The 26,626-nt window shown below is 66.5% G+C and carries 28 protein-coding genes and 1 tRNA gene; 17 read left to right on the forward strand and 12 right to left on the reverse strand.

Annotation, left to right across the window (positions count from 1 at the left end; genetic code table 11):
• Positions 1-21 precede the first annotated feature (21 nt).
• Positions 22-97 (reverse strand) — tRNA-Ala (locus KV697_RS17300).
• A gap of 248 nt (positions 98-345) precedes the next feature.
• Between KV697_RS17300 and KV697_RS17305 the strand changes: the two genes are divergently transcribed.
• Positions 346-1,647, forward strand: coding sequence for a DUF2171 domain-containing protein (locus KV697_RS17305; protein WP_219019235.1), 1,302 nt, complete (start codon positions 346-348; stop codon positions 1,645-1,647).
• A 100-nt stretch (positions 1,648-1,747) separates the two neighbouring features.
• The gene (locus KV697_RS17310) at positions 1,748-2,734 is read left to right on the forward strand and encodes an NADP-dependent oxidoreductase (protein WP_219019236.1); all 987 of its coding nucleotides are present in this window, start codon (positions 1,748-1,750) and stop codon (positions 2,732-2,734) included.
• A gap of 292 nt (positions 2,735-3,026) precedes the next feature.
• Here the strand turns inward: KV697_RS17310 and ypfJ are convergent, their stop codons facing one another.
• Positions 3,027-3,941 (reverse strand): KPN_02809 family neutral zinc metallopeptidase, encoded by a 915-nt coding sequence (ypfJ, locus tag KV697_RS17315; protein ID WP_219019237.1) that lies wholly within the window; start codon positions 3,939-3,941, stop codon positions 3,027-3,029.
• Between the two features lie 131 nt (positions 3,942-4,072).
• Between ypfJ and KV697_RS17320 the strand changes: the two genes are divergently transcribed.
• Together KV697_RS17320 and KV697_RS17325 are read left to right on the forward strand one after the other, a co-directional pair.
• Entirely contained in the window at positions 4,073-4,858 is a 786-nt protein-coding gene (locus KV697_RS17320; RefSeq protein WP_219019238.1) for a 3-hydroxybutyrate dehydrogenase, read from the forward strand.
• The gene (locus tag KV697_RS17325) at positions 4,855-5,469 is read left to right on the forward strand and encodes a DUF4893 domain-containing protein (protein WP_219019239.1); all 615 of its coding nucleotides are present in this window, start codon (positions 4,855-4,857) and stop codon (positions 5,467-5,469) included. Before KV697_RS17320 ends, KV697_RS17325 begins: the two co-directional genes overlap by 4 nt.
• On the opposite strand, the gene KV697_RS17330 is transcribed toward KV697_RS17325, so the two are convergent.
• The 4 genes from KV697_RS17330 to aceA all read right to left on the reverse strand — a co-directional run bounded on the left by KV697_RS17330 (position 5,421) and on the right by aceA (position 8,723).
• A complete protein-coding gene (locus tag KV697_RS17330) occupies positions 5,421-6,065 on the reverse strand; it encodes a hypothetical protein (RefSeq protein WP_219019240.1) in 645 nt (214 codons plus the stop codon). The two genes, KV697_RS17325 and KV697_RS17330, sit on opposite strands and share 49 nt — an antisense overlap.
• 8 nt (positions 6,066-6,073) lie before the next feature.
• Complete coding sequence (locus tag KV697_RS17335; protein ID WP_219019241.1) at positions 6,074-7,033, reverse strand: cation diffusion facilitator family transporter; 960 nt, start codon at positions 7,031-7,033, stop codon at positions 6,074-6,076.
• A 227-nt stretch (positions 7,034-7,260) separates the two neighbouring features.
• A complete protein-coding gene (locus KV697_RS17340) occupies positions 7,261-7,419 on the reverse strand; it encodes a hypothetical protein (RefSeq protein ID WP_167345467.1) in 159 nt (52 codons plus the stop codon).
• A gap of 26 nt (positions 7,420-7,445) precedes the next feature.
• On the reverse strand, positions 7,446-8,723 hold the full coding sequence (gene aceA / locus KV697_RS17345) for an isocitrate lyase (RefSeq protein WP_219019242.1): 1,278 nt from the start codon (positions 8,721-8,723) through the stop codon (positions 7,446-7,448).
• 186 nt (positions 8,724-8,909) lie between these two features.
• On the opposite strand from aceA, the gene KV697_RS17350 reads away from it, so the two are divergent.
• Positions 8,910-10,307 carry a helix-turn-helix domain-containing protein gene (locus KV697_RS17350; protein WP_219019243.1) on the forward strand — a complete coding sequence of 466 codons (1,398 nt, stop codon included), beginning with the start codon at positions 8,910-8,912 and terminating at the stop codon, positions 10,305-10,307.
• Between the two features lie 23 nt (positions 10,308-10,330).
• On the opposite strand, the gene KV697_RS17355 is transcribed toward KV697_RS17350, so the two are convergent.
• From KV697_RS17355 to KV697_RS17365, 3 genes are all read right to left on the reverse strand, one after another.
• Entirely contained in the window at positions 10,331-10,690 is a 360-nt protein-coding gene (locus tag KV697_RS17355; RefSeq protein WP_219019244.1) for a response regulator, read from the reverse strand.
• Between the two features lie 69 nt (positions 10,691-10,759).
• The gene (locus KV697_RS17360; protein ID WP_219019245.1) at positions 10,760-11,716 is read right to left on the reverse strand and encodes an aldo/keto reductase; all 957 of its coding nucleotides are present in this window, start codon (positions 11,714-11,716) and stop codon (positions 10,760-10,762) included.
• A gap of 6 nt (positions 11,717-11,722) precedes the next feature.
• Entirely contained in the window at positions 11,723-11,920 is a 198-nt protein-coding gene (locus KV697_RS17365; protein WP_257575404.1) for a hypothetical protein, read from the reverse strand.
• Between the two features lie 102 nt (positions 11,921-12,022).
• Here KV697_RS17365 and KV697_RS17370 point away from each other — a divergent pair, with 102 nt between their 5' ends.
• Positions 12,023-12,493, forward strand: coding sequence for a DUF4126 family protein (locus KV697_RS17370; RefSeq protein ID WP_219019247.1), 471 nt, complete (start codon positions 12,023-12,025; stop codon positions 12,491-12,493).
• Positions 12,494-12,499: 6 nt separating this feature from the next.
• On the opposite strand, the gene KV697_RS17375 is transcribed toward KV697_RS17370, so the two are convergent.
• Positions 12,500-13,150: a hypothetical protein gene (locus KV697_RS17375; protein WP_219019248.1), complete on the reverse strand. Its 651-nt coding sequence runs from the start codon at positions 13,148-13,150 to the stop codon at positions 12,500-12,502.
• Between the two features lie 39 nt (positions 13,151-13,189).
• Positions 13,190-14,377: a Gfo/Idh/MocA family protein gene (locus KV697_RS17380; protein WP_374011374.1), complete on the reverse strand. Its 1,188-nt coding sequence runs from the start codon at positions 14,375-14,377 to the stop codon at positions 13,190-13,192.
• A 124-nt stretch (positions 14,378-14,501) separates the two neighbouring features.
• Between KV697_RS17380 and KV697_RS17385 the strand changes: the two genes are divergently transcribed.
• From KV697_RS17385 to KV697_RS17425, 9 genes are all read left to right on the forward strand, one after another.
• On the forward strand, positions 14,502-14,894 hold the full coding sequence (locus KV697_RS17385) for a c-type cytochrome (protein ID WP_219019250.1): 393 nt from the start codon (positions 14,502-14,504) through the stop codon (positions 14,892-14,894).
• Between the two features lie 14 nt (positions 14,895-14,908).
• A complete protein-coding gene (locus KV697_RS17390; protein WP_219021474.1) occupies positions 14,909-15,949 on the forward strand; it encodes a sugar phosphate isomerase/epimerase family protein in 1,041 nt (346 codons plus the stop codon).
• Between the two features lie 69 nt (positions 15,950-16,018).
• Entirely contained in the window at positions 16,019-17,323 is a 1,305-nt protein-coding gene (locus KV697_RS17395; protein WP_219019251.1) for an MFS transporter, read from the forward strand.
• Positions 17,320-18,240: a hydroxypyruvate isomerase family protein gene (locus tag KV697_RS17400; protein WP_219019252.1), complete on the forward strand. Its 921-nt coding sequence runs from the start codon at positions 17,320-17,322 to the stop codon at positions 18,238-18,240. The genes KV697_RS17395 and KV697_RS17400 overlap by 4 nt, the downstream gene beginning before the upstream one ends.
• An 11-nt stretch (positions 18,241-18,251) precedes the next feature.
• Positions 18,252-19,067 carry a 3-keto-disaccharide hydrolase gene (locus KV697_RS17405; protein ID WP_257575405.1) on the forward strand — a complete coding sequence of 272 codons (816 nt, stop codon included), beginning with the start codon at positions 18,252-18,254 and terminating at the stop codon, positions 19,065-19,067.
• Positions 19,064-19,648, forward strand: coding sequence for a gluconate 2-dehydrogenase subunit 3 family protein (locus tag KV697_RS17410; protein ID WP_219019253.1), 585 nt, complete (start codon positions 19,064-19,066; stop codon positions 19,646-19,648). Before KV697_RS17405 ends, KV697_RS17410 begins: the two co-directional genes overlap by 4 nt.
• Entirely contained in the window at positions 19,645-20,478 is an 834-nt protein-coding gene (locus tag KV697_RS17415; protein ID WP_219019254.1) for a sugar phosphate isomerase/epimerase family protein, read from the forward strand. The genes KV697_RS17410 and KV697_RS17415 overlap by 4 nt, the downstream gene beginning before the upstream one ends.
• Positions 20,479-20,508: 30 nt before the next feature.
• Positions 20,509-22,191 carry a GMC family oxidoreductase gene (locus KV697_RS17420; RefSeq protein WP_219019255.1) on the forward strand — a complete coding sequence of 561 codons (1,683 nt, stop codon included), beginning with the start codon at positions 20,509-20,511 and terminating at the stop codon, positions 22,189-22,191.
• 143 nt (positions 22,192-22,334) lie between these two features.
• On the forward strand, positions 22,335-23,369 hold the full coding sequence (locus KV697_RS17425; RefSeq protein ID WP_257575406.1) for a LacI family DNA-binding transcriptional regulator: 1,035 nt from the start codon (positions 22,335-22,337) through the stop codon (positions 23,367-23,369).
• A gap of 283 nt (positions 23,370-23,652) precedes the next feature.
• On the opposite strand, the gene KV697_RS17430 is transcribed toward KV697_RS17425, so the two are convergent.
• Positions 23,653-24,672 carry a class 1 fructose-bisphosphatase gene (locus KV697_RS17430; protein WP_219019256.1) on the reverse strand — a complete coding sequence of 340 codons (1,020 nt, stop codon included), beginning with the start codon at positions 24,670-24,672 and terminating at the stop codon, positions 23,653-23,655.
• Positions 24,673-24,898: 226 nt separating this feature from the next.
• On the opposite strand from KV697_RS17430, the gene epsC reads away from it, so the two are divergent.
• Positions 24,899-25,855 (forward strand): serine O-acetyltransferase EpsC, encoded by a 957-nt coding sequence (gene epsC, locus KV697_RS17435; RefSeq protein ID WP_219021477.1) that lies wholly within the window; start codon positions 24,899-24,901, stop codon positions 25,853-25,855.
• Positions 25,852-26,592: a gamma-glutamyl-gamma-aminobutyrate hydrolase family protein gene (locus KV697_RS17440; RefSeq protein WP_172839626.1), complete on the forward strand. Its 741-nt coding sequence runs from the start codon at positions 25,852-25,854 to the stop codon at positions 26,590-26,592. The genes epsC and KV697_RS17440 overlap by 4 nt, the downstream gene beginning before the upstream one ends.
• Positions 26,593-26,626 lie beyond the last annotated feature (34 nt).

Raw genomic sequence — 26,626 nt, forward strand, 5'->3', positions numbered from 1 at the left:
GCGATGGAAGGGAAGGCGGGGTGGTGGAGCTGAGGGGAATCGAACCCCTGACCTCTGCAGTGCGATTGCAGCGCTCTCCCATCTGAGCTACAGCCCCGCCCCGTAACCCGACCTTGGTCGGGAGCGACGCCATTAACCCGTGATTCGGGGCGACGCAACACCGCTTTGACGGCCAGACCTAAAAATTTTGGCCTGCTTTCGGCCTTTCGCATCACTCCGTCCGTCGCGGCTGCCACATCGCCAACGGAACCTGTGTTGATCTGCCTCATTGAAACACGCGGAAGGCACGGCCCGCCAGACGAGCGGCGTCGGCCCCCGCAGGATCGAATTTCAGGAGGGTTTAGGATGGCTTACGACCGCTATTCCCGCGACGCCAATCGTGGCGACCGCGACTTCGACTATGGCCGGGACTACGGCTCGGGGCGCGACTACACCTATTCCAGCGCCCGTGACTATGAAGCCGCCGGTGCGTTCGACGACGATCGCAACGACAGCCGGAATGACAGCCGGAATGACAGCCGCCGTGGATACGGCGCGCGCGATTACGGCAACCAGGGCTATGGCCGCCAGGGCTATGACCGCGACAGCTATGGCGTGTCTCGCCAGGATTTCGGGCGCCAGGACTTTGGCGGCCGCCATAATGAAGGCCGTTACGGCGAAGGGCGCTCGGGCAATTACGGTGCCTATCGCGGCGGCGAGAACCGCTACGACCGCGACTCGGGTCGTGAAGGCTATCGCGGCACGTCGAGCTATGGCGATTCGTCGCGTGGCTATGGCTATACCGGCGACCGTTACGGCCGCGACGACCGTCAGGGCCGCAGCGACTATGGTCGTTCGGATTATAATCGTTCGGATTATGGCCGCCAGCAGCAGTCGGGCCGCGACTATGGTCGCCAGCCGCAGGGCTATGATTACGAGGACCGCGGCTTCTTCGCGCGCGCCGGGGACGAGGTCCGCTCGTGGTTCGGTGACGAGGATGCCGAGCGTCGCCGTGAAGCCGATGCGCGCTTCGACGAGCGTTATTACGCCCAGCAGGACCATGACTATAACCACTGGCGCTCGGGCCAGATCGCCGCGCTCGACCGCGACTATGACGAATATCGCAGCGAGAACCGCACCAAGTTCCAGAACGAGTTTTCGAGCTGGCGCACCGAGCGCGAAGGCCAGCGCGGCCTTCTGCCCAAGGTGAAGGAACATCAGGAAGTCGTCGGCTCGGACGGCAGCCATGTCGGCACCGTCGACAAGGTGCGCGGCGACCGCATCCTGCTGACCAAGAACGACAAGGATGCGGGCGGCCAGCACCACTCGATCCCGTCGCGCTGGCTGAAGTCCGTCGAGGACAAGGTCACGCTGACCAAGACCGCCGAGGAGGCCAAGGCCCAGTGGCGGGACGAGGAAAATGCGCGCGCCATGTTCGGCGATCGCACCAACGAGAACGACCGCTACGGTCAGGCCAATAGCTATGGTCAGACCGGCACGGGCGGTCAATCGAGCGGTTACGGCCAGAGTGCGACCGGTACGACCAGCTCGGCACAGAATAACAGCAGCACGACGGGTACGACGTCGACCACCGGCACCACGACCGGCACCGGCACGACCACCAGCGCCACGTCGGGCAGCACCTCGGACACCAACCGGGGTTATTGATAAAGAAAAACGTCACTAAATGGTGACTTTTCTCGGAGGGCTCGGGTGGACTTCACCCGGGCCCTTTCCCATGTCCGATCCAGGTTACGAAAAGGATATGATGATGAAGGCTTGGACCCTGGCGGCGCGCCCCAAGGGCACGCCCGTCGATAGTGATTTCGCGCTGGTCGAGCGCGAGCTGCCCGCCCTGAACGAGGGCGAGGTACGCGTCGCCAATCGCTGGCTGTCGGTCGACCCCTATATGCGCGGGCGGATGAACGACACGAAGAGCTATGTCCCACCCTTCCAGCTCGGCGAGCCGATGCAGGGCGGCGCGGTCGGCGAGGTGGTCGAGAGCCGCGCGGATGGTATCGCGGTCGGCACCTTGGTCAGCCACATGGCGGGCTGGCGCGACGAGGCGGTGCTGCCTGCCGCGCATGTTCAGCCGCTCCCCGATCTGGGCGTCGACCCGCAGGCCTTTCTGGGGCAGTTCGGCATGCCGGGCATGACCGCCTATTACGGCCTGCTCCAGATTGCCGAGGCCAAACCGGGTGAGACGGTGTTCGTCTCGGCGGCGGCGGGTGCGGTCGGCTCGACGGTGGTTCAGATCGCCAAGGCCAAGGGCATGACGGTCATCGGGTCGGCCGGTGGCGCGGAGAAGTGCGATTGGGTCCGCTCGCTGGGTGCGGACGTCGTGATCGATTACAAGGCAGGCCAGTCGGTGGTCGAGGCGCTTGGCGAAGCGGCGCCCGATGGCATCGACGTCTATTTCGACAATGTGGGTGGTGATCACCTGGACGCTGCGCTGGCCCATGCCAGGCAGAATGCGCGCTTTGCGATCTGCGGCATGATCGACGTCTATAATGACGCCAAGCCGACGAGCCTGAAATATCTTGCGCGGATGATCGGCAACCGTGTGCGGATGCAGGGCTTTATCTTCGGCGACTTCAAGGACCACGCGGCCTTTTATCGCGACATGGCGGCGATCCTGAAGGACGGCGGTTTGCAGCATGAGGAGACAGTGTTCGAGGGGCTGGACAAGACGCCCGAGGCATTCCTGGCGCTGTTCACCGGCGGCAATAAGGGCAAGATGCTGGTCAAGCTGTAAGGGGAGTGCCACAAGCGCAGGTCTCGGTGAGACTCGTTGCCCTCCCCCCGACCCCCTCCCGCTTGCGGGAGGGGAAGCGTGCGTGGCGCTTTCGGAATCATTCCGGTCGGCTTGGGACGGATGACCCGGAGTGATTGCCCCTTTTTCTTACTCCCCTCCCGCCTGCGGGAGGGGTTGGGGGAGGGTAGGGCCACAGGCGATGGTCTCGGTGAGACTCCTGGCCCTCCCCCCCCCGGCCCCCTCCCGCTTGCGGGAGGGGGAGCGTACGTGGCGGGGTTCGTCGCTAAACCCCTCAGATCGCGCCCGAGAACGTATCGCACTGCGCCGGATCGCCCGTTTCCATACCCCGGCGCAGCCAGCGCATCCGCTGTTCCGAGGTGCCATGGGTAAAGCTGTCTGGTACGACGCGGCCTGTCGCTTCGCGCTGGAGCGTATCGTCGCCGATGGCGCGGGCGGCGGTCATGCCTTCCTCGACGTCGCCGGGTTCCAGCCGGCCGCGGTTCTTCGCGGCCCAGACGCCCGCATAGCAATCCGCCTGCAACTCCAGCCGCACCGACAGGGCATTGCCCTCCGCCTGGCCTGCCGCCTGCTGCGCCTGCCGTACCTTGTCCGACGTGCCGAGCAGGGTCTGGATGTGATGGCCGAACTCATGCGCGACGACATAATAGCGGGCGAAATCGCCCTTCGCGCCGAAGCGGTTGGCCAGTTCGTCGAAGAAATTGGTGTCGAGATAAATCTTGCGATCGGTCGGGCAATAGAAGGGGCCGACCGCCGACTGTGCTTCGCCGCAACCCGACTTTACGCTGTTATCGCCCGGCTTGAAGAAGCGCAGGCCAGGTGCCTCGAAACGCTGCCCTGACTCTGCAAAGATCTTCTCCCAGGTGTTGTCGGCATTGCTGAACGCGCGGCAGGTGTCGCGGCGTTCGGGCGAGGCTTCGCAGATCTGGCGGACGCTCTGACCCGAAGACGAGTCCGCCGACCGGGTGACGGGGGCATTGCCGCCGCCACCGCCGGTCAGCAGGCCGAGCGGGTTCATGCCGACGACCGCCAGGATGATGAGCACGACGACGATGCCGCCGCATCCGAAACGGCTGCCGATCAGCGGCAACAGCCCGAACAGCAACCCTCCGCCCCCGCCGCCAAAGCCGCCGCCACCGCTCTGCGCCTCGCCGACGTCGATGTCGTTGTCATAATCGTCGAGCCGCATCGTCTCACCCCTTTGTCATAGTGCCCGCCTATGCGGGTCTTCGCCGCGATGGTTGAACCCGCAAAGCCTTCCGGCGGTTGCACGGGTCGGAATTGGATCGCATGGTGCGGTGCATAGCACGGGAGAATGGCATGTTCCTGAAGGGCAAGACGGCGGTGATCTCGGGTTCCACCTCGGGCATCGGCTTGGCCTATGCCAAGGCGCTGGCGGCGGAGGGCGCGGCGGTCGTGCTGAACGGCTTTGGCGAGGCGGACGCGATAGAAGCGAACCGTGCCGCGCTGGAACAGGCCAGCGGTGCGGCGGCGCTCTATGACCCCGCCGACATGACCCGCCCCGACCAGATCGCGGCGATGATCGAGCGGGCCGCGAAGGAAACCGGCTCGGTCGATATCGTCATCAACAATGCCGGTATCCAGCATGTCGCCCCAATCGCCGAGTTTCCGGTCGAGAAATGGGACGCGATCATCGCGATCAACCTGTCCTCGGCCTGGCACATGATGCGCGCGGCGATCCCGCATATGCGGCAAAAGGGCTGGGGACGGATCATCACCACCGCCTCCGCGCACAGCCTGGTCGCCAGCCCCAACAAGTCCGCCTATGTCGCGGCCAAGCATGGCGTGGTCGGCATCACCAAGACCGTGGCGCTGGAGGTCGCGACCGACGGCATCACCGCCAATTGCATCTCGCCCGGCTATGTCTGGACGCCTTTGGTGGAGAACCAGATTCCCGACACGATGAAGGCGCGGGGCCTCAGCCGCGAGCAGGTGATCGACGACGTGCTGCTGAAGGCGCAGCCGACCAAGGAATTCGTCACCATCGAACAGGTCGCGGCGCTGGCGCTGTTCCTCTGCCGCGACGAGGCCAGGTCGATCACCGGCGCGAACCTGTCGGTCGATGGCGGCTGGACCGCGCAGTGAGGTGGCCGCTGGTCCTGTTCGGCACGATGCTGGCGGCGGGCGGCGTGGTTGCCGTCCAGGCGCAGCGGATCGAGGAGGCAAATGACTGGCGTCTGGCCGCGACCGAGGATGATCGCGTCCGCCTGCGCGGCTGGCGTACCGCCTGGATCAAGGGGCTGACGCAGGCGCGGACCGGCGGGGCGGCGGGCGACATCGCGGCGCTGGGGCAACTGGCCGATCCCGACCATTCGATCGCGGACCCGCAACTGCCCGACGGCGATTATCGCTGTCGCACGATCAAGCTGGGCTCACAGGGGCGTGCGACGCTGACCTATGTCGTCTATCCCTATTTCCGCTGCCGGGTGTCGGGTCATGGCCAGCAGCTCAGCAAGATCGACGGGTCCCAGCGGCTGACCGGGCGCATCTATCCCGATACCGATGCGCGCAGCATCTTCCTCGGCACGATGATCCTGGGGGATGAGGAACGCTCCTACGCCTATGGCCGCGACCGGGCGCGCGACATGGCGGGCGTGGTGGAACGGGTCGACCCGGCGCGTTGGCGGATCGCCTTTCCCTTTCCGGCTTATGAGTCGGTGGTCGACATACTCGAGCTGGAGCCGGTCGCGCCCTGAACCGGGGCGGGAGTTGGCGTGACTGGCGCGGCGGGCAGCGGTGGAAGCGAGGCGAGATAGGCCTTGCCATGCATACCCAGGACCGTGACCCGGTCGGCATTGGCCTGCCCCACCGCCTTCAGATAGGAACGCGGCTTCTTCATCAACTGGGGCTGGTCGAGGCCGACCAGCCCCAACCGCCGCGCCGCTTCCTGCACGAAATGGACGCAATTGCGGTCGTTGAGATTGTAATGCGAGTCGCCGGTCTTCTCGTCCCAGGCCGCGACCAGCGCCAATATGTCGGCATATTGGCTGTCGGTCATGACATAGGAAAACTGTGCGTCGCTGGTCGAGATGTAGAAGGGCTTGGAGATGTCCAGCCGCCCCTTGACCGTGCTCATCAGGATGGCGGGCGAGACGGAACGGGCGGTGAAGCCGTAATTGGCGTCGACCGGCTGGCCCGTCGCATCCACCGTGCCGCGCAGACTGAAAAAAGCATGGGGAAAGCTGTTGCCCAGCTCATGGCTCCAGAAGGTGATCGTCACCGCCGCCTGGGCGGGCAGCGCGCAGGTCAGCGCCAGGATCAGGGCGGTCGCGAGTCGCAGGAGCTTCGTCATGACGGACCTCATAACCTATGTTGCGCGGCGGGCGCAGACGCATTCTCGCGTTTTTCCGGGCGAATATAGATAGATGACAGGCTGGGTACGGCGTGCCGAAGGTCGTCTTCCAGCATTTCGATCATCGTCTCGGCCGCGCCCATCGGCAGGCTGTCGACGAAATCGGCGCTGATCGCCGCGAAGATGCTGTCGGGCGCGGTATGGATCGTGCGGACATGATTGACATGAGTGATCCACGAGCGCGTGGCGACGATCTCGCGGATCGTCTCGACCACTTCCGGGTCGGCGCGTTCGCCGATCAGCAGCCCCTTGGACTCGCGCGCCAGCAGGATTGCGACCATGCCCAGAACCAGCCCGATCAGGATCGAGGCGATCCCGTCGATCCGCGCATCGCCCGTCTCGTGCGACAGCCAGACGCCGAGCGCCGCGATGACGAGGCCAGCCAGCGCCGCCGAATCCTCGAACAGCACGATGAAGCCCGGCGGGTCCTTGGAATCATGGATGGCCCGCCACCAGCCGCTATCGCCCTTGGTCCGCGAGAATTCGCGCACGGCGATCGCCCAGCTTGCGCCCTCCAGCGCGAAGGCGATGGCGAGCACGATATAGTTGACCGTCGGATCGCGCAGTGGCTCTGGCGACTTGATATGCAGCCAGCCCTCATAGATCGAGATGCCGGAGCCGAGCGCGAAGATCAGGATCGCGACGACGAAGGCCCAGAAATACAGCTCTCGCCCATAGCCGAAGGGGTGGATCGCATCCGGGCCGCGCTTGGCGCGCTTCTGGCCGTAGAGCAGCAGGATCTGGTTGCCGCTGTCGACCACCGAATGCACGCCCTCGGTCAGCATCGAGGAGGAGCCGGTGATCCCGGCCGCCACGAACTTGGCGACGCCGATCGCCAGATTGGCCGCCAGCGCGCCGTACAGGACGATGTTCTCGCGAATGCGCGCGGTCAGGCCGGTGTCGGGCATGGCCGGTACAGCGTGCGATGGGGGCGGTTGTTCCGTTGGGCCAACAAAGCGCGGCGCCGGTGGGGCTTGTCCAGTCCTCCGTTCAGCCTGAGCGAAGTCGAAGGCCGCGGGATTTCCGGCGGGAGTTCGGGGCGTGCACTTCGACTTCGCTCAGTGCGAACGGGGGCGGGGGAGCTTGGTACCACCTTCCGTTCAGCCTGAGCGAAGTCGAAGGCCAAGGGATCACGTCACGACGCGATCCGCCCCAGCCGGTGGTACAGATGGGCGAACTTGATCGATCGCGGGTCGTCGGCGACACGCTTGACGTGTTCGGCGATGGCTTCCTTCATCAGCGCGAAGTCTTCGGTGGAGAAGACGGCGCGGCTGCGTTGCGGTTCGGTCGGCATGGCATTCTCTCCTTCGTTGCTGTGAGTCAGGCGGCCCGGACGAACTGGGCGGCCTCGGTGGATTCGGCGAGCGCGGTGGTTGAGCTGTCGCCACCCGCGACCATTTGCGCGATCAGGTCGAAATAGCCCGTGCCCACCTCGCGCTGGTGGCGGGTCGCGGTGTAGCCATGGGGCTCGGCGGCGAACTCGGCCTGTTGCAGCTCGGAATAGGCCGCCATGCCGCGATCCCGATATCCCCGCGCCAGCTCGAACATGCCGTAGTTGAGCTGGTGGAATCCGGCGAGCGTGACGAACTGGAACTTATACCCCATCGCCCCGATCTCGCGCTGGAAACGGGCAATGTCGTCGCGGTCCAGATTGGCCTCCCAGTTGAAGCTGGGCGAGCAGTTATAGGCCAGCATCTTGTTCGGATGCTCGCGCCGGATCGCCTCGGCAAAGCGGCGGGCATCGTCCAGATTGGGCTTGGACGTCTCCCACCACAACAGGTCGGCATGGGGGGCGAAGGCCAGGCCGCGCCGGATGCAATGGTCGACGCCAGTGCCCGGCTTCAGGCGGAAGAACCCTTCCGCCGTCCGCTCGCCGGTCAGGAATTCATGGTCGCGTTCGTCCACATCCGACGTGATGAGCCGGGCGCTCTCGGCATCGGTGCGCGCGCAGATGACGGTCGGCACGCCCGCCACGTCCGCCGCCAGCCGCGCGGCATCCAGGTTTCGGATATGCGCCTGGGTGGGGATCAGCACCTTGCCGCCCAGATGGCCGCATTTCTTCTCCGAGGCGAGTTGGTCCTCGAAATGCACGCCCGCCGCGCCCGCCGCGATATAGGCCTTCATGATCTCATGGCAGTTGAGCGGACCGCCGAACCCGGCTTCGGCATCGGCGACGATCGGCGCGAACCAGTCGCGCGTCGCGCCGCCTTCCGAATGTTCGATCTGGTCGGCGCGGGCCAGCGTCGCATTGATCTTGCGCGCCAGCTCCGGCCCGGCATTGGCGGGGTAGAGCGACTGGTCGGGATACATTTGTCCCGCCGTGTTGGCGTCCGCCGCGACCTGCCAGCCCGACAGATAGATCGCCTTCAATCCGGCGCGGACCATCTGCATCGCCTGGTTGCCCGATAGCGCGCCCAGCGCGGGGACGTAATCCTCGGTCTGGAGCAATTCCCACAGCTTCAGCGCGCCGCGCCGGGCCAGCGTATGCTCGACCGTGATCGATCCGCGCAGCCGCGCGACATCGGCGGGCGTGTAGGGACGGGCGATACCGTCGAACCGCCCGGCAGGGGCGGGGATCAGATCCTGGAAGCTCGGCATCGCATCGTCCTTTACAATTTGACTATTCGTGACCGAGAGAATGTCGGGAAAAGGCGTGTCGCAGAAGCGATCACATGGTCCGAGCCGGGTCGCGCCGTGGGCAATCAGCCGGCCATGGCCTGTATCCTTGTAAAGAATTGACAGGCCAGATGATGCGGCGCAGCCTTTCCCTGGAGGAGAGTGGCGATGAGCGGAGCCAAGGTGATCGCGGGCCATGCCGTGCGGCGGCTGCGGCGGCAGAACGGCCTGTCCCAAGCGGCGATGGCGGAGATGCTCGACATCTCGCCCAGCTATCTGAACCTGATCGAGCGCAACCAGCGGCCGGTGTCGGCGGCCCTGCTGGTCCGGCTGGTCGAGACGTTCGACTTCGACCCGCGCGCCCTGACCAGCGGCGCGCCCGGCGGCGGGGCGGCGGCGATGCGGCGGCGGCTGGCCGATCCGCTATTCGCCGATCTGGAGATCGACCGCGCCGAGCTGGAGGAATGGCTGGCGGCGGCACCGGGCGGCGCGGAGGCGTTCGCGCGGGCCTTCGACCGGCTGGCGGACGCGGGGAGCGGGGCGGCGGACAGACCCGCCGCACCCGATCCGACCTTGGCAGTGCGGCGCGAGATCGAGCGGTGGCGCAACCATTTCCCCGATCTGGACGCCGCCGCCGAGACGCTGGCGGACGAGTTGCGGTTGGCGGCGGGCGATCTGTACGGCGCGCTGGCGGAGCGGTTGCGGGTGCGCCATGCGCTGTCCATCCGCGTGCTGCCGATCGACATCCTGCCCGACCGGCTCGTCCGGCTGGACCTTCACGCCCGCCAATTGCAACTGTCCGAGATGTTGGAGGCGCCCGCACGCGTCTTCGCGCTCGCGGTGCAACTGGCCCAGTCCGAGGCGCGCAGCGAGATCGAGGCGCTGGCGCGCGGCGCGGCCTTTGGCGACCGGATCGCGGAGCGGCTGTTCCGGCGCTATCTGGCGCAATATTTCGCCGCCGCCATCGTCATGCCCTATGCCCGTTTCCTGCGCGCGTGCGAGGCGAGCGGCTATGACCTAACCGTCCTCCAGCGGCGGTTCGGCGTGTCGTTCGAGCAGCTGGCTCACCGGCTGACGACACTGAACCGCGTCGGCGCGCGCGGGTTGCCCTTCTTCCTGATGCGGATCGACCGGGCGGGGCAGGTGTCGAAGCGGCTGACGGGGGCGGCCGATCCCGGTCTTGTCGAGGCGGAGGGGCTGTGCCCGCTAATGGCCGTCTTCCGCGCCTTCGACCGGAGCGGCGATACGCTGGTCCAGACGGTCGAAATGCCGGATGGCCAACGCTTCGTGACCCTGACGCAGGCGGCGTCACGCGCCGGGCGCACGCTTTCCGGAGGTTCGGGCCGGTTCGCAGTCATGCTGGGTATGACTGCCAGCCTCGCTGGGCCGATCGCGGCGATCCGGGGGCATGATCCGATCAGTGGGTCGGCAACGGCGATCGGCCCTGGTTGTCGCCGCTGCCTACGCGTTGAATGTCCCCAGCGCTCGCATCCGCCGATCGGCCGCGCGATGCTGGTCAATGAGCGGGAACGCGGCGTTGTCGCATTGAATTTCATGGGAGACTGAATCTTCGGAAAGCCGCGAAACGTTCAGGCGACACTCTCCCCGATCATTCGGATGATGTCGTGCCCGGTGTAGGGCTTTGGCACGAACCGCACGCCCTGGGGCAATTCTGCGGCGACGTGCAATTGCTCGCCCGAGGTCACGATGATTGACACATGCGGATGCGACTGGCGGACCTTCGCCGCCAGCGTCGCCCCGTCGATCGAACCCGGCATGGCGACATCGGTGAAGATCGCGCGGATTTCGGGATGCCGCTCCAGCGCAAGCAGCGCCTCGTCGGCGCTGTCCGCCTGGACCACGACATAGCCCGCATCCTCGAACGCGAACTGCACATGCATCAGCAGAAGCTGTTGGTCTTCTACGATTAAGACGGTCGGACGCTTCATATAACCGGCATTAAATCCGTGCCGGGCCGTCCGTTCCGAAACCGGTGTAATTCCGCGTTCATGTGACCGTCACACGCCGCTGTCGGTCAGTCGGGCCAGCTGATCGTTGGAAAGGGACAGGTGCATGGCGGGCGTCAGCTCGGACAGCTGCTGGACGCTGGTCGCACTGGCGATCGGTGCGGTGACGCCGGGCTGTGCGATCAGCCAGGCGAGCGCGACCTGCGCCGGGGTGGCCCCCGTCTCCGCCGCCACCGCGTCCAGCGCCTCGAGCACTGCCGCACCCTTGCCATGGAGCAGCTCGCCCATCGTCGCGCCGCGCACGCTCTGCGACAGGTCGGCGTCGCTGCGATATTTGCCGGTCAGGAACCCGGCGGCGAGGCCGTAATAGGGGACGACGCCGATATTCTCCGTGACGCAGTAATCCTGCAACTCGCCCTCGAACTTGTGGCGGCTCACCAGATTATATTCAGGCTGCAGGACGTGATAGCGCGGCAGCCCGGCGGCCAGTGCCGCCTCGTTCGCCGATTTTAGGCGCGCGGCGTGGAAATTGGAGGCGCCGATCACCCGCACCTTGCCCGCCTTGACCAGCTTGGCGAAGGCCTCCATCACCGCGTCCTGCGGCTGATCCCCGTCATCCTGATGCGCGAAATACAGGTCGATCCGGTCGGTGCCGAGCCGCTTGAGCGACGCCTCCGCCGCCGCCGCGATCCGGGCGGGGGCGAGTTTCTCACCGCCTTCGCCGGGCAGCATTCCGACCTTGGTGGCGATCAGCACCTGGTCGCGCTTGCCGCTCGCCTTCAGCCACTCGCCGATCATCGCCTCGGACTCGCCGCCCTGATGCCCATCGGCCCAGGCGGAATAGACGTCCGCCGTGTCGATCATCGTGCCGCCCTGGTCGACAAAGGCGTCGAGCACCGCAAAGCTCGCCGCGCGGTCCGCGGTCCAGCCGAAGACATTGCCGCCCAGCACCAGCGGCGCGATCATCAGGTCGGTCGAACCCAGGCGGCGAAGCGGCATGTCGGTCATGGCGTATCAGCTTTCGTTATCGGTGGAATCGTCCTCCCCAACGTCCGAAGGCGCCATCGCGTTCAGATCGACCGCATTGGCATCGAGCATGGCGGCGGCTTCGTTCAGCTGGCGGTTTTCCTCGTCGCTCAAGCCCTTGGGTTGGTCGTGCGAGGAACAGGCGGCCAGCGTCAGCAGCGCGGCGGTCATCAGGATACGGATCATGGCCGCCATCATGCCAAAAGCTGGGGCCGGTGGGAAAGGGGGAACCCGGCGGCGGGGGGCGTGCGTTGTCGCGGCCTGGTTTTCGCTCATGAGGTCAATATCATGCCCGCTCCCCTGCCTGCCCATCTGCTCGCGCCGTTCAAAATGGGTCTGGTCGGCGGACAGCGCGCGATGACTCCACTGGCCGCCGTGTCGATCGCCGCGGCGCGCGGGCAATTGCCGGTGGGCAAGGGCGTGCTGCGCTGGCTGGCCAATCCGGTCGTGGCCGCAGGGACGCTGGCGCTGGCGATCGGGGAGATGGCGGGCGACAAGCAGAAGACCGCGCCGAACCGCATCGTCCCCATCGGCCTGGCGGCGCGCTTCACGACCTCGGCGATCGCGGGCGCGGCGCTGGCCAGCCCCAAGCACCGCTGGCTGGGCGCGGCGATCGGCGGGGTGACGGCGGTGATCGCCTCCTATCCCGGCTGGCGCGGTCGCATGGCGGCGCTGGGCCGCTATGGCCAGACGAAGACGGGCTTTGCCGAGGACGCGGCCGTGCTGGCGGGCGCGGTGGGGATCGTGCGGGGGCGTTGATGCCGATCAGAAAGGAGCGGGGTAATACCGGCCGACCCAAGCATGATCCGGCTGGCGGGAGTCGAAACGAACCTCGTTGACGGTTTGACCCGGCGTACCAAGCCATATCAGGAAGCCATTCGGATCGGCCGATATGTTCCATGGCTTGAGGCGTGACAATTTGGCCGGGATTGTCGCTTCGCTATCGCACAATCCCGAATGGGTCTGGTCCGCGCATTGGATCGCGAACTTCGCTTCGCCCGAACGAAGACGATCCAGTTGTTCGAGACTGTCGAAACCCTGCGATAGGGTGACGCCCGGATTCAGGTGAACATAATCGGCGGTCGGGCATCCCGATGCCTTTGATGGCGCGATCTCCGTCATGGGATAGCGATCATCGGGTATCGCATGATCCAGCGCGTCATCCGGGTCGGCTCGGAAACGCACGGTCCATCGAATTCTCGTGCAGCCTTGGGTTGTCGCAATCGGACGCTCCACAAGATTGGCATCGATGACGCCAGGGGCGTTCATTCCGCCGACGGGTGCGACGAACGCCTCGATAGGCCCGTGCTGCACGCCTTTCAGAAGACGCTCGCCAGCGACGGTCGGGGGAAGTCGCCGCGCATCGCCAAAGGACAGGGCGGCTCCTGTCTGTAGGAGCACGGCGAAAAGGATCATGCGTTCCTCATGCTGACGTCATCGCCCCCTCGATGCCTGTCAGGACGAGTGGACTGCAAGCCCCGTCGCGGGAAACGCCGTCCACTTCTCCTGCGACGTCGCGCTTTCCAGCACCGCCTCGACGAACGCCATCGTGCGCAGGCCTGCCTCAAGCCCCGGATACCAGTCCGGCTCGCCCGGCGCCGCGCCCCCGGCGGCGCTACCGTCGCGCAAGGCGCCCGCCACCGCGCGATAGAGATTGCCGAACGCCTCGATATAGCCCTCCGGGTGGCCTGAGGGGGTGCGCAGGCGGGGCAGGGTGGTGGGGCTGAGGCCCGGCCCTCCGGCGCGGACGGTTTCGGCGGGGCGGTCGAGCCAGCGCAGGGTCAGCGTGTTGGGCTCCATCTGCAACCATTCCAGCCCGCCCGTCTCGCCATGGATGCGCAGGCGCAGGCCGTTCTCCTCGCCCGCCGCCACCTGCGTCGCGCGCAGCGTGCCGCGTGCGCCCTCGGCGAAGCGGAGCAGTACGTTGACGTCGTCGTCCAGCATCCGCCCCGCGACATGCGTCGTCACGTCGGCCGACAGCGCCTCGACCCTAAGCCCGGCGACATGCTCCGCCAGTTGGAAGGCATGGGTGCCGATATCGCCCAGCGCGCCGCCAAGCCCTGCGCGGGCCGGGTCGGTGCGCCACTCGGCCTGTTTGTTGCCCTCGCGGTCGAGCGGGCTGCTGAGCCAGCCTTGCACATACTCCACATGAACCAGCCGGATGCGGCCGAAATCGCCACGCGCGACGCGGGCCCGCGCCTCCTCGACCATGGGATAGCCGCTATAGGTAAAGGCCAGCGCATAGAGCTGGCCCGAAGTGCGCGCGGCGTCGGCGATGGCGCGCGCCTCGGTTAGGTTCATCGCCATCGGTTTTTCGCTGAACACCGGAAAGCCCGCGTTCAGGGCCGCGATCGCCATTGGCGCATGGAGGTGGTTGGGGGTGACGATCGCGACCGCATCGATCCGCTCGCCCTCCGGCCGCGCGCGTTCGTCGGCCAGCAGCGCGTCGATCGAGTCGTGCACCCGGTCGGGGGAAAGGCCCAGCTGCTCGCCGCTGCGCCGGTTGCGCTCGGGATCGCTGCTGAAATTGCCCGCGACCAGCTCCCAGTCACCGTCCAGCGCCGCCGCCATCCGGTGCACGCCACCGATGAACGCACCTTCGCCGCCGCCCGCCATGGCCAGCCGCAGTTTCCGTCCCGCCATCATCCTCTCTCCTGTCATCCCAATCGCTTATAACGCGATATTCGATGCTTGCATGGCATCGGTTTAACGGTAAACTCGGGCAACAACCAGCGAGTCTGGGCAAGAAAATTTCGGGAGAGAATGGATGAGGCAGCTGATCGGGCTGGCCGCCGCCGTGCCGGCTATCGTCGCCGGTATCCTGGTCGTGCAGGCACCATCAACCGCACAGACGGCCCCCGCCGCAGGCGCGCAGGCCTTTGCCGCATGCCGCGCCTGTCACACGATCAACAAGGGCGGGCGCAACGGTGTCGGCCCCAATCTGAACGGCGTATTCGGGCGACAGGCTGGTTCGGTCGCGGGCTTCAACTATTCGCCCGCCATGAAGGCGTCGGGCCTGAAATGGGACGACAAGACGCTGGATCAATTCATCGCCGCGCCGATGAAGAAGGTGCCGGGCACGCGGATGCCGATCGGCGTCGCCGACCCCGCCAAGCGCGCCGCGCTGATCGCCTATCTCAAGGCCGAGACGGCGAAGTGACTGCTGCTCCCGCCATGCGCGGGCCGGGCATCTTCCTGGCGCAGTTCATGGGCGACGCCGCGCCGTTCGACACGCTGGACTCGGCGGCGCGCTGGATGGCCGAGGCGGGCTATGAGGGCGTGCAGATTCCGACTTGGGACGCGCGCTGCATCGACCTGAAGCTGGCCGCCGAAAGCCAGGATTATTGCGACGACCTGGCCGGGCGCTGTGCCGAGGCGGGTGTGGCGATCACCGAATTGTCGACCCATTTGCAGGGGCAACTGGTCGCGGTCCACCCGGCCTATGACGCCGCCTTTGATGGCTTCGCGCCGGAGGCCGTCCGGGGCAAGCCGGCCGAGCGGCAGCTATGGGCGGTCCAGCAACTCCGTTACGCCGCCAAGGCCAGTCGTCGGCTGGGCTTGAGTGCGCACGCGACCTTCTCGGGCGCGCTGCTCTGGCCCTTCGTCTATCCTTGGCCGCAGCGTCCCGGTGGGTTAGTGGCGGAAGGCTTTGCCGAGTTGGGTAAGCGGTGGCGGCCGATCCTCGATGCGTTCGAGGAAGAGGGCGTCGACCTCTGCTACGAGTTGCATCCCGGCGAGGACCTGCACGACGGCACGACCTTCGAGCGATTCCTGGATTCGGTCGGCGACCATAAGCGCGCCAACATCCTCTACGACCCCAGCCATTTCGTGCTGCAAGCGATGGATTATCTCCAGTTCATCGACTTCTACCACGACCGCATCCGCATGTTCCACGTCAAGGATGCCGAGTTCAATCCGACCGGTCGGGCGGGCGTCTATGGCAGCTATAGCGACTGGGTGGACCGGCCGGGGCGTTTCCGTTCGCTGGGCGACGGGCAGGTCGATTTCGGCGGCATTTTCTCGAAGCTGACCCAGTACGGCTATGCCGGTTGGGCGGTGCTGGAATGGGAATGCTGCCTGAAGCATCCGGAGGACGGCGCGCGCGAGGGGGCGCCCTTTATCGCCGCGCACATGATCCGCCGGGCGGAACGGGCTTTCGACGATTTCGCCGGTGGCGGCGATCCGGCGGCCAATCGGCGCTGGCTGGGACTTTAACGATTGCAAGGACTTGACCATCCGCCCCGGAAGGTAAAGTCTGACAAAAAACATAAGCGGGAGAGGGGCATGGAAGCGATACCGGACAATCGGTCGCGTCTGTTCTGGCTGAGCGTGCTGGCGCTGTTCACGGCGGCGGCGAGCGCGGCGTTGCGGGCGGCGGTGGCGAGCAGCCTGAAGGCGCAGTGGATCGATCCCATCGCGCCGGTGCAGGCGGGCGAACTGATCGGCTCTGCCCTGGGATCGGCATTCCTCGGCTTTGCCGGGACCCTGTTCGTGGCAAGCGCGCTGCTCGACCGGATCGGTGCGCGACAGATGCTGATCGGCTGCGGATTGTGTTTCCTGGTCGGCACCACCGCAATCATCGGCGCGGGTCATGTCGCGACCGGCATGGGCGTCTATCACATCGTCTGGGGCGGGATGCTGCTCAGCGGCATCGGCTGGGGGCTGGCCGAGGCGTCGATCAACCCGCTGACCGCGCGGCTCTACCCGGAAGACACCACGCACCGGCTGAACGTGCTGCACGCCTGGTATCCCGGCGGGCTGATCGTCGGCGGCTTGGCGGGCGTGTTGCTGGCGGAAATCCTGTCGTGGCAGGCGATCATGGCGCTGGTGCTGATCCCCGCGCTCGGCGTGCTGGTGATGGCGGCGACCACGCATTTCCCGCCGGTCCCACGCGAAGTGCGCGACGTCGGCTTCGGTGGTATGATCGGGGAGGTATTCAAGCGGCCGAGCTTCTTCGTCTGGTTCGCCGCCATGTTCCTGACCGCTGCGTCCGAACTGGCGCCGGGCCAGTGGCTCGACGTGGCGCTCAGCAGCCGGGTCGGCATGCGCGGCATCCTGCTGCTCGTCTATGTCAGCGCGCTGATGTTCGTGTTCCGCCACTTTGCTGGGCGGATCGCGGGGCGGCTGTCCAATCCGGGGCTGCTCTGGGTGTCGAGCCTGATGGCGGGCATCGGCCTGTTCCTGCTGTCGCGCGCCGAGTCGCCGGTGGCGGCGATCCTGGCCTCGACCGTGTGGGGGCTGGGCGTCTGCGCGATGTGGCCGACCATGCTGGCTTCGGTCGCCGAACGCTATCCACGCGGCGGGGCCTGGGCGCTGGGGCTGGTCGGATCGGCGGGAGCGCTGTCCAGCTTCTTCGTCCTGCCACGCTTGGGCGCGATGTTCGACGCCGCCAAGGTCGAGCTGGCCGGTGGCCCGGAAGCGTTCAAGCGACTGACCGGCGAAGCGCTGCGCCAGGTCGAGGATGCGGCGGCGTCGCAGTCCTTTGCGCGGCTCGCCATCGTGCCGGTGATCCTGTTGTTCGTCTTCGGCGGCATCTGGCTGGCCGAGCGCCGCCGTCCCCGTCGCCCCGTTGCGGAGAGTGTCGCATGAGCTGGTCGCGTCGCACCGTCATGGGCGGCCTAGCCGCCACCGTGCCCGCCGCCGCGCTGGCGGGGCAGAAGGCGGCCCGGTCGTCCAACGCCGCGCGCTTCGCCCTGGGCTTCGCACCGCATCTGGGCAGCTTCGCCAGCCGGGGCGACAGCTCGGTCGAGCAGATCGCCTATGCCGCCGACCAGGGTTTCTGGGCATGGGAGGATAATGAATATCGCCTCCGTCCCGTCGCCGAACAGGAGGCGATCGCCAAGGCGCTGCGCGACCGTAGGATGACGATGGGCGTGTTCGTTGCGTCCATGCCCAAATGGTCCGAATCGCGCCCCTTGCTGGGTGGTGACGACGAGGCCGAGCGACAGGCTTTCCTGGCCGATGTGACCAGCGCGGTCGATGTCGCCAAGCGGGTCGGCGCGACGCGGATGACCGTCGTCACCGGCTTCATGGACAAGCGTCTGCACCCGGCGATCCAGATGGGCCGGATCATCGACGTGATGCGCCGGGCGGGCGATATCGTCGCGCCGCACGGGATGGCGCTGGTGATGGAACCGCTCAACACACGGACCAACCATCCGGGCGTCTTCATGCAGTCGATCGCGGAAGGCTATGCGGTCGCGCGCGGGGCGAATAGTCCCGGCGTGAAGGTGCTTGCCGACCTCTATCATGAGCAGATCCAGTCGGGGAATCTGATCCCGACGATGAAGCTGTGCTGGGACGAGATCGGCTATATCCAGTTCGGCGACAATCCCGGCCGCAACGAGCCCGGCAGCGGCGAGATCAACTATGCCAATGTCTGCCGCTTCCTCAAGGCACAGGGCTATGCCGGGGTGATCGGCATGGAGCATGGCAATTCGGTCAAGGGCCGCGCCGGCGAAGACAGGCTGATCGCCGCCTATCGCGCGATCGATCCGAGAACATGAGGAGGGGAGCGATGCGGATGATACCGTTGATCGCATTGGCCGTGGCGAGCGGTGCCATGGCGCAAGACAAGCCGGGCCTGGGTTTTCGCGATACGCCGATGCTGCCGGGTGGGAAATGGCATGTCCATGATCCTGACCGGCCCGCGCCCAAGGTCGTCACCCCCGCCGCGCAACCCGGCGGTGCACCATCCGATGCGGTGGTGCTGTTCGACGGACGCTCAATGGAGGCCTGGACGCCCAGCGGCAAGCCGTGGCTGCTCCAGAACGGCGTGATGACCGTGCCCCCGCGCGACGGCAAGGCCGAGAGCGTGCTGGTCAGCAAGCAGAGCTTCGGCGACGTGCAGCTTCACCTCGAATTCCGCTCGCCCAACCCGCCGCAGAAAGCGTCGCAGGACCGGGGCAATAGCGGCATCTGGTTCATGCAGCGCTATGAGGTGCAGATCCTCGACGGGTATGACAACCCGACCTATGCCGATGGCCAGGTCGGTGCGGTCTATGCCTGGAAGCCGCCGTTGGTGAATGCGGCGCGCAAGCCCGGCGAATGGCAGAGCTATGACATCGTCTTCGAGCGGCCGCGCTTTGCGGCGGACGGCAAGCTGCTGCGCCCCGCCTATGTCACCGCGCTGCTGAACGGCGTGGTCGTGCAGAATCATCAGGCGATGCTGGGCACCACCATCTGGCGGCAGGTCGAGAAATATCAGGCGCATGGCGATGCCGCGCCGATCCAGCTTCAGGATCACGACTCGCCCGTCTCGTTCCGCAATATCTGGGTCCGCCCGCTGCCGCCCGAGGCGATCGCGCAGGACCTGCCGGAGGATGCCCGATGACCCCCCATATCGACCGCAGACATGCCCTGGCGGGGATCACCGCCATGTTCGGCTCCGCGCTCTTCGCCCCTATCGCGCGGGCGGCGGGCGCGGTGGAGCAGGCGCGCGGCACCATCCCCGTCATTTCCGACGGGCCGCCCAGCGTCGCGGTCTTCACCCCCGTCCAGCGCGCGACGATGACCGCGCTGGCGGAGCGCGTCCTGCCCACCACTGACACGCCCGGCGCGATCGCGGCTGGGGTGCCGGCGTTCATCGAAAAGATGCTGGCCGACTGGTCGCTGCCCGCCGACCGGGTGCCGATCATAGCCGGGTTGAACGCGATCGAGGCGCGCAGCCAGAGCGTCAACAAGCTGGCCGCCGCCAAGGCGAGCCCCGCGCAACAGGACACGTTGCTGACCGAGGCGATGGAGGGCGTGCTGCCGGAGGGGCGGGCGTTCTTCGAGCCGTTCCGGCAACTCGTCATCACCGGCTATTACACGTCGGAGATCGGCATCACGCAGGAACGAGAATATCTGCCGGTGCCCGGCGAATATGACGGCGCCTATCCCTATTCCAAGGTCAACAAGGTGTATTCGGCATGATCGATCGTCGTTCGCTGATGGGCACGGGGCTGGGGCTGGGCGCGGCCGCGCTGCTGCCGGGCATGGCGCAGGCCGCGCAGCTCGGGGCCATCGGGCTCCAGCTCTATACGATCCGCGAGTTGTTCGCGGCCGATCCGGTCAAGACTTTGGAGGCGGTGGCCAGGATCGGCTATCGCGAGGTCGAATATGGCGGCGGCGGCTATGACGCGATGGATCATGCCATGCTCCGCCGCACGCAGGACCGGCTGGGCCTGAAAGCGCCGTCGATCCATGTCCCTTACGACTCGCTGCTCGGCAAGTTTGACGCATGCGTGACCATGGCGAAGACCTTGGGCGCGGATACCATCGTGCTGCCCTATATGACCGACGAGCATCGGACCGAGGCGGGCTGGAACGCGGCTTTGCCCAACATCAACCGCTTTGCCGCGCAGTTGAAGAAGGCGGGTCTGGGCTTTGCCTATCACAATCACGACTTTGAGTTCACCAACAAGCCCGGCGGCATCAGCCTGTACGACCGGCTGCTCAAGGGCACCGATCCGGCGCTCGTGAAGCTGGAGATCGACCTCTATTGGGCGATCCATGCGGGCGAGGATGCGGCGGCGCTGATCCGGCGGCTGGCGGGGCGCATCTATGCCTATCACGTCAAGGATGCGCGTGCCGATGGCAGCATGACGGCGGTCGGCGCGGGGCAAATCGACTTCGCCGCGCTCTTCAAGCTCAACCGGCTGGCGGGCGTGAAGCATTTCTATGTCGAGAATGATCAGGCGCCCGCGCCTTATCTGCCCGATATCACGACCAGCTACCGGACGCTGCGAGCGCTTCGATTCTAAAACGATAAGACAGATATAGGGAGGACAGCCATGGCGGCGACGAACCGTTTCGACGCGATCGTGATCGGGTCGGGCATCAGCGGCGGGTTCGCCGCCAAGGAACTGACCGAAAAGGGCCTGCGCGTCCTGATGCTCGATCGGGGCGTCATGGTCGAGCATGGCGAGGGTTATCCGTATGACGGCAAGCCCGCCTTCGAGGTGCCGGCGCGCAACATCATGCCCAAGCCGTTGCTGGACAGCGATTATTTCATCGCCAAGCAGGGCTATGTCGCCCCCAGCAATCAGAAATTCTACAATGACGACCGGCTGAACCCCTATGCCTATGACGAGGGGAGCAAATTCTACTGGATCCGGCCGGGCGCGGTCGGCGGCAAGTCGCTGATCTGGGGCCGCTGGTCCTTCCGCTGGAGCGCCGACGATTTCGAGGCCAACAAGCGCGAGGGCATCGCCGCCGACTGGCCGATCCGGTACGACGATGTCGCGCCCTGGTATTCCTATGTCGAGAAGTACATCGGCGTGTCGGGTTCGCGCGAGAATTTGCCTTACCTGCCGGATAGCGAATTCCAGCCGCCGATGCCGATGAACGTCGCGGAAAAGTGGCTGAAGGAACGGCTGGAAAGCCAGTTTCCGGGGCGCAAGCTGATCCACACCCGCCTGTCCAACATGACCGAGGACAAGCCCGACCAGAACCGCACCAAATGCCAGTTCCGCAACCAGTGCGGCAATGGCTGCTCGTTCGGCGCCTATTTCTCGACCCAGGCGGTGACGCTGCCCGCCGCGCGCGCGACCGGGCGGTTGACGCTTCAGTCGGACGCGGTGGTGACGGGGATCGATTATGATCCGGCGAAGAAGAAGGTCACCGGCGTCCGCTATGTCGATGCCAAGACCGGGCAAGCGCAGACGGTTGCCGCGAACCTGGTCTTCGTCTGCGCCTCGGCGATGGGGTCGGTGCAGATCCTGATGAACTCGCGCGCGCCGGGTTCGGAGCGGAGCCATTTCGACAGCAGCGGGACGCTGGGCCGCTATGTGATGGACCATATCTTCCGTGTCGGCGTGTCGGGCGAAATTCCCGGCATGGACGACCTGATCGAATATGGCCGTCGTCCGGGCGGCGTGTACGTGCCGCGCTTCCGCAACTTGAAGGGTGATGAGGGGCTCGGCTTTCGGCGTGGCTATGGCTATCAGGGTTCGGCCTATCGCAACGCGGCCAAGCCGGTTGGCTTCGGGGCGGAGATGAAGCATGGCATGCGCCGCTATGGCCCGTGGCAGTTCAGCATGGGCGCGTTCGGTGAATGCCTGCCCTATGAGGATAATCGCGTGTCGCTGCATTCCAGCAAGGTCGATCGCTTCGGCGTGCCGCTGATGAAGTTCGACGTGACCTTCCGCGACAATGAGTTGAAGATGATGGCCGACGCCCGGCGCGAGGGCGAGGCGATGCTGCGCGCGGCGGGCCTGAAGAACGTCACCAGCGGCGAATCCGAGCATGTCCCGGGCGACGCGATCCATGAAATGGGCGGCGCGCGCATGGGCGCGGACCCGCGCCAGTCGGTACTCAACAAATGGAGCCAGGCGCATGACGCGTCGAACCTCTATGTGACGGACGGCGCGCAGATGACGTCGGTGTCGTGCGTGAACCCCTCGCTGACCTTCATGGCGCTGACCGCCCGCGCGGCGGACCATGCGGTCAAGGGGCTGAAGGCGGGGGCGGTTTGATCTATGGCGTGATTCTCATTCCTCCCCTGCAAGGGAAGGGGGACCAGCGAAGCTGGTGGAGGGGTGTCGCCTCTATCGAGAGCGGGACATCCCTCCGTCAGGGCTTCGCCCTGCCACCTCCCCTTGCAGGGGAGGAATAGGGAGTGGCTACTAACGTCGGCAAACGCCCCGAAGGCGTCACCATCCGCGCGGTTGGCGAGCGGGCGGGGGTGTCGGCGATGACCGTGTCCAACGTCATCAACGGCGCTGGCCGGGTCAGCCCGACGACGCGCGCGGCGGTGCTCGCGGCGATCGAGGCGCTGGGCTATGTCCCCAATGTCGCGGCGCGGCGGCTGGCCAAGGCGCGGGCGACGACTTTGGGCCTGCTCTACAGCGACAAGGGGACGCCGTTCATCGACTCTGTCCTGCTCGGCGCACTTCGGGCGAGCAATGCGCGCGGCCTGCAATTCATCGCACAAGCCGAGGAAGGCCTGACCCGCGAAGCAGCCGAAGCGGCGCTGCGCTCGCTGGTGCAGAGCGGCGCGGCGGCGGTGCTGTTGTTGCCGCCCTTTGCCGAATTGCTCAGCGGGTCGGGACTGTTCGAGGAACTGGGCGTCGCGGCGGCGGCGATCGCGACGGGGCAGACCATGCCCGACATGGCGACCGTCCGGATCGACAATCGCGCGGCGATGGCGGCGATGACCGTGCATGTCGCGGGGCAGGGGCATCGCCGCATCGGCTTTCTGGCGGGGCCGCAGCATTTCTCCGTCGCCGATGAGCGGCTGGCGGGGTTTCGCGACGGGCTGGCCGCGAGCGGACTGGATTACGACCCGTCGCTGGTCGTGCGCGCCGGGTTCGATCCGGCGGCGGGCGCGGCGGCGGGCCGGGAGCTGCTCGACCGGCCCAACCGACCGAGCGCGATCCTGTGCAGCAGCGACGACATGGCGGCGGGCCTGATCGGCGAGGCGTCGCGCCGGGGGCTGCGCCTTCCGGGCGATCTGGCGGTCACCGGGTTCGACGACACCGCGATCGCGGCGCGGCTCTGGCCGCCGCTGACCGTGATCCGCCAGCCGGTCGGCGACATGGCCTTCCGCGCGGTCGAGCAGGTGCTGGCGGCGCTGCGCTCGCGGGTTGCGGAGGACCGGGTGGTGGATTTCGAACTGGTGGTGCGGGAGTCGGTGGGGCTTACCACCTCATAGCCCGTCCCGCCGTTCGCACTGAGCGAAGTCGAAGTGCATGCCCCGGACCTCGCGGTGAGGGAGTCCCTTGGCCTTCGACTTCGCTCAGGCTGAACGGGGGAGGGGGGATGGCCTCCGTTTTACCAACCCCGTTCCCCGGCGGAGGCCGAGGCCCAGTCTCTACCAAGCGTGTAGAGTGGACGACGGGACGGGGGAGGCCAAGCCATCCCGCCGCCGATGATTCACCGTGACTGGGCCCCGGCCTTCGCCGGGGAACTAAGTAGAAGAATAAAGGGTGAGCGGGTTACCCCGTTCTCCCATAGCCCGCGATCGTCGCCACTTCTTCCGGATCGCCCAGCACCACGCCGACCCGCTGGTGAAGGCCGACCGCCTCGACCTCCATGATCGGAATGGCGCCGTCGATCGACGCGCCGCCCGCCTGTTCGATCAGAAAGCTCATCGGGTTCGCCTCATAGAGCAGGCGCAGCTTGGCCTTGCCGTCCTTGCGGTGGTCGCCCGGATAGAGGAACACGCCGCCCCGCTTCAGGATGCGGTGCACGTCCGCCACCATCGAGGCGGTCCAGCGCATGTTGTAATCCTCGCCCAGCGGCCCCTCGGTGCCCAGGATGCGCTCCTCAATATAGCGGGCGATGCCGGGCGACCATTGGCGGCGGCGTGCCATGTTGATCGCGAATTCTTTGGTGCCGGTCGGGATGCGCATCGGCCCGTCGGTCAGCCGCCACGACCCGATTTCGCGGTCCAGCGTGAACTCATAGACGCCGGTGCCGACCGTCAGGACCAGCAGCGTCTGAGGGCCGTATATGGCATAGCCCGCCGCCACCTGCGCACGGCCGGGCTGGAGGAAGTCCGCCTCGGTCACTTCGCGGCCCGCGCAATCCTCGGGTGCGCGCAGGACCGAGAAGATGGTGCCGACCGACAGGTCGACATCGACATTGCTCGACCCGTCGATGGGATCGAACAGCAGCAGATATTCGCCGCGCGGGAAGCGGTTGGGGATACGGTGGATCGTCTCCATCTCCTCCGACGCCATCGCGGCCAGATGCCCGCCCCATTCATTCGCATCGAGCAGCAGGTCGTTGGCGATCACGTCCAGCTTCTTCTGGACCTCGCCCTGCACGTTTTCGCTGCCCAGCGATCCGAGCACATCGCCGAGCGCGCCCTTGGAAATCGCCTGATTCACCGCCTTGCACGCGCGGGCGACGGTTTCGATCAGCAGGCGCAGCTCGGCGGGGCAGGTCTCTTCGGAGCGGCGCTGCTCCTCGATCAGGAAACGGGTCAGCGTCGTCTGGCGCGGTGTCGTCATCGTCGCACGTGCTCCGGGAAGGGCCGGGAAATGATCGGCCCCGCGGGCTCCCTCCCGCCGGGCCAAGCCATGGTGGCGGGCGGACCATGGACCGGCGTCTTCGCATGCGCAACCTGACGTTAAGCAAAGCTGGTGCTTTATGGGACCGTAGCAAATCTGTTATATCCCACTTCGGAAATGGGATATTGTGGAGGTCGGAGGATCGCATATGACGACCGGACGGCTGATGACGGATACCCCCGTGCAGGGTCATGCCTCGACGGGCATTGACGGGATCGTATCGGGCTTGCGCACCGCCCGGCATGGCTGGCGCGTGCGGCAGGATGCGGGTCGCGATGTCGAGCGTTTTCCGTCGCGCAGCGGGGTCGAGGATGTCGTCGCGCTGGTCGCCGCCGCGCTCTATCCGCGCCGCCTGGGGCATTTCCGTGGGGGCGTGCAGGAGGAGGATCGCTTCGTCGCGGCCAAGCTGCTCGCCGCGCTGACCGCCTTGGAGCGCGAGATCGGCGCGGAGCTGGCCTATTGGCAGAAGGATGTCGATGCGGCCTTTCCGCCCGAACAGGCGGCGCTGGTCGCGCGGCTGTTCGGCGCTACCCTGCCACAGGTGCGCGAACTGATCGACAGCGATGTCGAGGCCGCGTTCCTGGCCGATCCCGCCGCGCGCAGCGTCGACGAGATCCTGCTCTGCTATCCTGGCGCCATCGCCAGCCTGCACCACCGTATCGCGCATGAGCTGAACGAGCTTGGCGCGCCGATCGTGGCACGGATGATCTCCGAACTCGCCAATGAGCGAACCGGGATCGATATCCATCCTGGCGCGACCATCGGGCGGCATTTCTTCATCGACCATGGCACCGGCGTCGTCGTCGGCGAGACCGCGATCATCGGCGAGCGGGTGCGGGTATATCAGCATGTGACGCTGGGCGCGCGCTCGGCGCTGGGCACCGCGCCGCGTTCGCCGCGCGACCGTTTTGCGCGCCATCCCATCGTCGAGGACGATGTCATCATCTATGCGGGCGCGACGATCCTGGGGCGGGTGACGATTGGGGCGCGGTCGGTGATCGGGGGCAATGTCTGGCTGTTGACCGATGTCGAGCCGGACAGCGTGCTCGTCCAGCCCGAGGCGCTGGCCCTGCCGCGCGCGGACGCGCGGGCGCTGCGGCAGGAATTGGAGGGGACGGCATGAAGCAGGGACGCAAACCGGTCATCGGCCTGATGTGCGGCAACGAGGTTGCGAACCGCCCGATCCAGGCGGTCGCGACGCGCTTCATCGAACCGCTGGTCCAGCTGTGCGGTGCGAGCGTCCTGATCGTCCCCGCCGTTCCCGAAGCGGTCGACACCGCATTGATGGCGGACATGCTCGACGGGTTGCTGCTGACCGGCGGCCGCTCGCATGTCGCGCCCGCCCAATATGGCGACTGCGCCGAACTGGCGCCGCAAGCTTGCGACCCGCAGCGGGACTCGGTCGCGCTGGCGCTGGCCGGGCGGATGATTGAGCGCGGCAAGACGGTGTTCGGCATCTGCCGGGGAATGCAGGAGATCAACGTGCTGTTCGGCGGGTCGCTGACCTGCCTGGGGGGCCTGCCGCGCCATCATCGCGGATCGTGGGAAGGCGATTATGACACGCTGTTCGGCCATCACCACCCGGTCGACCTGATGCCCGGCGGCGCGCTGGCCGGGCGCAGCGGGCATCGCCGGGTCGAGGTCAATTCGGTGCACCAGCAGGGCGTCGACCGGCTGGGCTATGGCCTGGTGGTCGAGGCGCGTGATGCCGAGGACGGACTGATCGAGGCGTTCCGCGCACCTGGCTGCGGCGCGGATGTGCTGGCGGTGCAGTGGCATCCCGAATGGGACATCGCGACCTGCGGCGTCGCGCGCGGCTTCTTCACCATGCTGGGCGAGTCGGTGCGCGGTCACGCCTGACCGGCATTTTCCTGCCTTTCCATCGATTGTCGCA

This window comes from Sphingomonas sanguinis (genome assembly GCF_019297835.1).
GTDB classification, from domain to species: Bacteria; Pseudomonadota; Alphaproteobacteria; order Sphingomonadales; family Sphingomonadaceae; genus Sphingomonas; species Sphingomonas sanguinis_D.

Excerpts from the sequence above, each read along its gene's own strand:
- epsC (WP_219021477.1), top strand. The coding sequence starts at position 24,899 with ATGACGGATACCCCCGTGCAGGGTCATGCCTCGACGGGCATTGACGGG.
- aceA (WP_219019242.1), bottom strand. The coding sequence starts at position 8,723 with ATGCCGAGCTTCCAGGATCTGATCCCCGCCCCTGCCGGGCGGTTCGAC.
- KV697_RS17440 (WP_172839626.1), top strand. The coding sequence starts at position 25,852 with ATGAAGCAGGGACGCAAACCGGTCATCGGCCTGATGTGCGGCAACGAG.
- KV697_RS17310 (WP_219019236.1), top strand. The coding sequence starts at position 1,748 with ATGATGAAGGCTTGGACCCTGGCGGCGCGCCCCAAGGGCACGCCCGTC.
- KV697_RS17370 (WP_219019247.1), top strand. The coding sequence starts at position 12,023 with ATGCCCGCTCCCCTGCCTGCCCATCTGCTCGCGCCGTTCAAAATGGGT.
- KV697_RS17305 (WP_219019235.1), top strand. The coding sequence starts at position 346 with ATGGCTTACGACCGCTATTCCCGCGACGCCAATCGTGGCGACCGCGAC.
- KV697_RS17380 (WP_374011374.1), bottom strand. The coding sequence starts at position 14,377 with ATGGCGGGACGGAAACTGCGGCTGGCCATGGCGGGCGGCGGCGAAGGT.
- KV697_RS17350 (WP_219019243.1), top strand. The coding sequence starts at position 8,910 with ATGAGCGGAGCCAAGGTGATCGCGGGCCATGCCGTGCGGCGGCTGCGG.
- KV697_RS17400 (WP_219019252.1), top strand. The coding sequence starts at position 17,320 with ATGAGCTGGTCGCGTCGCACCGTCATGGGCGGCCTAGCCGCCACCGTG.
- KV697_RS17390 (WP_219021474.1), top strand. The coding sequence starts at position 14,909 with ATGCGCGGGCCGGGCATCTTCCTGGCGCAGTTCATGGGCGACGCCGCG.
- KV697_RS17395 (WP_219019251.1), top strand. The coding sequence starts at position 16,019 with ATGGAAGCGATACCGGACAATCGGTCGCGTCTGTTCTGGCTGAGCGTG.
- KV697_RS17330 (WP_219019240.1), bottom strand. The coding sequence starts at position 6,065 with ATGACGAAGCTCCTGCGACTCGCGACCGCCCTGATCCTGGCGCTGACC.
- KV697_RS17405 (WP_257575405.1), top strand. The coding sequence starts at position 18,252 with ATGCGGATGATACCGTTGATCGCATTGGCCGTGGCGAGCGGTGCCATG.
- KV697_RS17420 (WP_219019255.1), top strand. The coding sequence starts at position 20,509 with ATGGCGGCGACGAACCGTTTCGACGCGATCGTGATCGGGTCGGGCATC.
- KV697_RS17385 (WP_219019250.1), top strand. The coding sequence starts at position 14,502 with ATGAGGCAGCTGATCGGGCTGGCCGCCGCCGTGCCGGCTATCGTCGCC.
- KV697_RS17415 (WP_219019254.1), top strand. The coding sequence starts at position 19,645 with ATGATCGATCGTCGTTCGCTGATGGGCACGGGGCTGGGGCTGGGCGCG.
- KV697_RS17335 (WP_219019241.1), bottom strand. The coding sequence starts at position 7,033 with ATGCCCGACACCGGCCTGACCGCGCGCATTCGCGAGAACATCGTCCTG.
- KV697_RS17340 (WP_167345467.1), bottom strand. The coding sequence starts at position 7,419 with ATGCCGACCGAACCGCAACGCAGCCGCGCCGTCTTCTCCACCGAAGAC.
- KV697_RS17320 (WP_219019238.1), top strand. The coding sequence starts at position 4,073 with ATGTTCCTGAAGGGCAAGACGGCGGTGATCTCGGGTTCCACCTCGGGC.
- KV697_RS17355 (WP_219019244.1), bottom strand. The coding sequence starts at position 10,690 with ATGAAGCGTCCGACCGTCTTAATCGTAGAAGACCAACAGCTTCTGCTG.
- KV697_RS17430 (WP_219019256.1), bottom strand. The coding sequence starts at position 24,672 with ATGACGACACCGCGCCAGACGACGCTGACCCGTTTCCTGATCGAGGAG.
- KV697_RS17365 (WP_257575404.1), bottom strand. The coding sequence starts at position 11,920 with ATGATCCGTATCCTGATGACCGCCGCGCTGCTGACGCTGGCCGCCTGT.
- ypfJ (WP_219019237.1), bottom strand. The coding sequence starts at position 3,941 with ATGCGGCTCGACGATTATGACAACGACATCGACGTCGGCGAGGCGCAG.
- KV697_RS17410 (WP_219019253.1), top strand. The coding sequence starts at position 19,064 with ATGACCCCCCATATCGACCGCAGACATGCCCTGGCGGGGATCACCGCC.
- KV697_RS17375 (WP_219019248.1), bottom strand. The coding sequence starts at position 13,150 with ATGATCCTTTTCGCCGTGCTCCTACAGACAGGAGCCGCCCTGTCCTTT.
- KV697_RS17360 (WP_219019245.1), bottom strand. The coding sequence starts at position 11,716 with ATGACCGACATGCCGCTTCGCCGCCTGGGTTCGACCGACCTGATGATC.